Annotated in this window: 4 protein-coding genes; all 4 read right to left on the reverse strand. The window is 44.5% G+C overall.

The annotated features are described in order from the left end of the window. The coding region (locus tag ACWVCM_RS11605; protein ID WP_455201917.1) for a YkgJ family cysteine cluster protein at nt 1-376 on the reverse strand (376 nt) is incomplete at its 3' end. A gap of 149 nt (nt 377-525) precedes the next feature. Further along, on the reverse strand, nt 526-2,628 hold the full coding sequence (ppk1, locus tag ACWVCM_RS11610) for a polyphosphate kinase 1 (protein WP_455201918.1): 2,103 nt from the start codon (nt 2,626-2,628) through the stop codon (nt 526-528). A gap of 247 nt (nt 2,629-2,875) precedes the next feature. Continuing rightward, complete coding sequence (hemE, locus tag ACWVCM_RS11615) at nt 2,876-3,937, reverse strand: uroporphyrinogen decarboxylase (RefSeq protein ID WP_455201919.1); 1,062 nt, start codon at nt 3,935-3,937, stop codon at nt 2,876-2,878. 279 nt (nt 3,938-4,216) lie between these two features. Then, on the reverse strand, nt 4,217-4,936 hold the full coding sequence (locus ACWVCM_RS11620; protein WP_455201920.1) for a hypothetical protein: 720 nt from the start codon (nt 4,934-4,936) through the stop codon (nt 4,217-4,219). Nucleotides 4,937-5,238: the final 302 nt, after the last annotated feature.

Genomic DNA, 5,238 nt, shown 5'->3' on the forward strand with positions numbered 1-5,238 from the left:
TATCCAGTTTTTCGTAACTATTGAAAAATTTCTTATAGTCTTCTTCTGCCGGGCCGTCAAATTCACAACAGTCATTGGAATGCTCGCGGCAAATTTGTGGTCGTTTTTCGTATATCCCGCATCCACCATCATCTTGTAAGTGTAAGCAAGGATTGGCCGCACTTAGGAACCAGCCATCATCATCTTTAAATACACTGACATTTTCGTGAGATACTAGCCAAAGCAGATGATCGTAATCTTTCATGGAGCGAGGTGCGTCCAGCTCCTGTGTAATGTAGGTACAGCATATAGAGTTTTTGCAGTAATCGCATTTGTTCTCGGGTGTTAATTTTGTTTTTTTCGGCAAATCTTTAATCGTGAAATATTCTAATGTCATTTTTCCAGGGCCTCAAAAGCATGTATTGAGCGTTGAAATTGGTTTTGTTAAACATAATGGCTAATTACTGGCATGTAAAGAAATTCAATACAATTCATATTCGACAGAAAATAGCATTACATTACCTGCGAGATAATATGCATAGGAAGTCAGGATTGTGATGCAAGCTCATCAAGGAGTGTAGTTTGCGCGGCGAAAGGCTCTTCGTTTTCTGCGGATTTGGTTCTGGCATAGGTGCCATCCTGGTTTAGTACCCAGGCTTGTTTATTGTCCTTGAGGTAATAATGTAAATCTTTGATCACTCTTTCCTGCATACGCTTTTCGCGGATAGGGAAACAAACTTCAACACGCTGAATCAAGTTGCGCTCCATAAAATCAGCACTTGAGCCGTATACCTCAGGTTCGCCCCCGTTCTCAAAATAATAAACTCGAGTGTGTTCCAGAAATCTGCCGATGATAGAGCGCACCTGAATATTGTCCGACACTCCGCTAATGCCCGGACGCAAATTACAGATTCCTCGGATAATCAGATCAATTTTAACGCCGGCGATTGAGGCGCGGTATAAACTATGAATAATCTTTTGTTCCGTTAGAGCGTTAACTTTAGCAATTATACGGGCAGGTTTTCCTGTCGAGGCATTTTCTATTTCCCGGTCAATCTTTTCCAGCAAGGTTTTATGCAAGGTGAACGGCGATTGCAATATTCGCTCAAGGCGAGATACTTTTCCCAGGCTGGTTAGTTGTAAAAAAACATTGTTAACGTCCTGACCAATTTTCTTGTCGCGTGTCAGCAATCCGTAGTCGGTGTATAGTCGCGCGGTTCGTGCGTGGTAGTTACCTGTTCCAAGGTGCACATAGTGAAATAGTTTTTTACCTTCCCGGCGTACAATATGAATCATCTTGGCATGAGTTTTATATCCGACGACGCCATATACTATATGTACCCCGGCTTCCTGAAGTCTCGTAGCTAACTCGATGTTAGCGGCTTCGTCAAAACGAGCTCTCAATTCGACGACCACAGTCACTTCTTTACCTGCTCTGGCAGCAGCAACGAGCTCGCTCACTATAGCCGAGTTTGCTCCGGTACGATATAAGGTTTGTTTTATACTGAGCACATTGGGGTCATTAGCTGCCTGGCGAACAAAATCCAAAACGGGAGCAAATGACTGGAAGGGGTGGTGAAGCAGTATGTCTCTTTTCTTAATGGCATTAAAAATGTTTGTCGCACCTGTTAATGCTTTGGGAATGCTGGGTGTGAAGGATGGGAATTTCAATTCAGGTTTATCTATTAAGTCGTACACACCCTCGACTCGATTCAGGTTTACCGGTCCGTTAATCTGGAATAACTCCCGGTTGGGTATCTCAAAACGGTGCAGTAAAAAGTTCACTAAATTATCAGGGCAATTGTCAGCTATCTCCAGTCGAACGGCATCTCCGTAACGTCGTGATGCAAGTTCGCCTTCAACGGCACGCAGTAAATCTTCTATTTCCTCTTCATCAACAAACAGGTTGCTGTTTCGTGTTACTCGGAACTGATAACAACCCTGAACCGTCATTCCATGAAACAGCTCATCGGCATAAGCATGAATAATAGAAGAAAGAAATACGAAATCATGTGGGCCACTGTCCGTTTCATCTTTTGGTAATTGGATGACGCGTGGCAAGGCGCGAGGTGCCTGCACAATGGCAAGGTCGCTTTGCCGGCCAAAAGCATCTTTACCTTTTAATTCAACGATGAAATTTAGGCTTTTATTGAGGATGCGTGGAAACGGATGGGCCGGATCCAGCCCAAGGGGTGTCAGGATTGGCGACAATTCGTCGCGAAAATACTCCTGTAACCAGTTTTCCTGTGATTCATTCCAGTCACCACGACGGATAAAGTTAATGCCCTGTTCTTCAAGGTCGGGGAATATGATGTCATTTAAGGTTACATACTGTTGAGCTACAATTTGGTGCGCACGCTCGCTAATGGCATTGAGGGTTTCTGTCGGGGACATATTATCCGGCCCTGCCTGGGTGGAGCCCAGTTCCGCCTTTTGAATAAGACCTGCAACGCGCACTTCAAAGAATTCATCAAGATTATTGCTGGATATAGCCAGATAACGTAAGCGTTCTAGTAGAGGAACCGATGGATCATTTGCCTGCTCCAGTACACGCCAATTGAATTCGAGCAGGCTGAGCTCGCGATTAATATAAAGTTCGGGTTGTTTCAGGTCGGGGGCGTCCATGGTTAACTTTTTAGCTGTACCCAATAGTCAACAATTGCCTGGAAATGGCGGCACATTGGTGATCAATGTCTATATTGACAAGTATAACAAATATCCTCCGACGAGCATGCGCTCATATTTCAGGCCAACCAGGCAGTATAGGGAAGTCTTATATCAGCATTGTGACAAATTGCTTATTTGCACCAGGAACCGAAGACTTTCTAAGAATGCATTTGAGTGTAGTGTAACGTGACTTTGTGACTGCCAGTGCGTCTTACCTTGCATGAATAATTTAGTGGTACTGTTCACTAAACTCATGAACCGCATTGATGAATGCGCCTACATGTTCCGGGTTTATGGTTGGATGAATGCCATGGCCCAGATTAAACACGTGTCCTTCACCCTTACCAAAGCTCGCCAGTACCGCTGCCACTTCTTCACGAATTCTCTCTGGTGAAGCATATAAAATACAAGGATCCATATTGCCCTGTAAGGCGACTTTGTCTCCTACGCGTTTGCGCGCATCACCAATATCAACAGTCCAGTCAACACCTAAGGCATTGCATTTACTGAGCGCCATGTCTTCCAGCCAGGCACCGCCACCCTTGGTAAATAATATCGAAGGTACAGCCCGACCTTCATTTTCCTTGATCAGGCCATCGACGATTTGTGTCATGTATTGTAAGGAAAATTCACGATAATCACGGGGTGTCAGTGAGCCGCCCCAGGTATCAAAAATCATTACCGCCTGTGCGCCCGCTTTAATTTGGGCGTTCAGGTATTCTGTCACCGATTGAGCCAGCACATCCAGCAACTTATGCATCAAGTCTGGTTGATCAAACATCATACCTTTTACTTTGGAGAACTCCTTACTGGATCCGCCTTCGACCATATAAGTAGCGAGCGTCCAGGGGCTGCCGGAAAAACCGATTAATGGCACGCGGCCATTGAGTTCCTTGCGAATCAGGCTCACTGCATCGACAACATATTGGAGTTCGGCATGTGGATCCAGTACACCCAATGCATTGATATCAGCGGCTGTACGAACTGGTTTATCGAAAGTTGGGCCTTCTCCAGTCGTAAAACGCAAGCCTAAACCCATTGCATCCGGGATGGTCAATATGTCTGAAAATAAAATGGCTGCATCCAGTGGATAACGATCCAGTGGCTGCAAGGTAACTTCACAGGCGAGTTCCGGAGATTGACAGAGATTCATAAAGCTTCCTGCTTTTTCCCGTGTGGCGCGATACTCGGGAAGGTAGCGTCCTGCCTGGCGCATCATCCACACTGGAGTGACGTCGACGGGTTTGCGCATCAATGCTTGTAGAAATCGATCGTTTTTCAAGTCAGCCATGGAACTTCCTATTAATTTTCTGCAGTTGAAGAATTACCTGGATTGAAGAATATAGTTAGCGTGAGCGGCTTTACCGGCTTGTTTACTCAGTTGGTCTGGTACCAAATATGCCACGCTGTAAATCTCTCAGACGCCATGAATTATGGCTAAAATATACGCTAACTTATTGTTTTTGCGGAAATAACATCCAGAGCGCCTATTATATAGGTTTTGCAGAAAATCGGTAGTTTTTTGGCCAAGTTTTTCGATGGAATTCCAGCAAGATTCAAACTGCCTGCTTCACCACTCCGAGGCTACACGGCGGGCGAAAAACTGACGGTTTTCCTGAGTGATATACGAAGGGTAATAGAAAAAGTGTGGGAAATTGGACTGGTCTCTTAAATGAATATTCAGAAAAATACAGCGTTCTGTGTTGGCCTGCATTTCCACCACTGGTGCCAGTAGTGAGTCAATTAATGTACCCTGGGTTAACCGGTAGCGATTCACGTTCTGGCAATTCAGTTTACTGATATTCGAGCAATCACTGATTTCGTTATTAATTTCGGAGTAGCGACTGACAGTAAGTTCACCATCAAGAACATACAAAATACCGACCGGTCCATCGTAACTGTGCAGTGGTGTTGGCTGGTTTCCGTATACTGTGATCATTTCCGCCACCATCACGTTATCAAATGCAAATCGTTGGCGATTCCAGGACTTATCGCCTGGCAACTGCGATTTTGCTTCCTGTAGTTGACTGGAATAGTCCGGGACTTGCTGTATGGCAGTGACAAACTGGTGGGTGTGATAGGCGACTATGCGGGCATAGCGGCTTTGGTCAATAGAATGATTGAAATAGTCCTGCAAACAAGATCTTAAGTTTTTCCACAAACTGCTTATTTGGCTAGAAAAATCGGCGGACACACCGTTGAATTCAGGCTGATAAAGCATTGCCGTCATTGATTTGCTACCTCTACCACTTCTATTAATAGTATAGCTACTAAATATGGGCTGATCCATGATCGTCGTCCCTCAGGTTATCTACTGGCACGAGCAAAGACACCGGTTTGGGACTTAAAGTTTAGTTCAATCGACTGTTGGTGAGATGTGAATGGTTGTTATGTATTCTGGTAATAATTCATAGTCGAAATTCTATTGCTATGGTTTCATAAATACCTGATTTATAGCATTTAAAACCTTTCTCCCAAAACTAAACCCGGCCATCAATTGTGGTGTCACAGTGACGAAAAGCTAATGGATGACAAAACCCTATTAGAACGTTACATCAACGGTGATGATGCAGCATTGACCTACATCGTAAA

It is taken from the genome of Kaarinaea lacus, assembly GCF_975902315.1.

Bases quoted from the DNA above. Each gene is read 5' to 3' on its own strand.
- hemE (WP_455201919.1), bottom strand. From the start codon at position 3,937: ATGGCTGACTTGAAAAACGATCGATTTCTACAAGCATTGATGCGCAAA.
- ACWVCM_RS11620 (WP_455201920.1), bottom strand. From the start codon at position 4,936: ATGGATCAGCCCATATTTAGTAGCTATACTATTAATAGAAGTGGTAGA.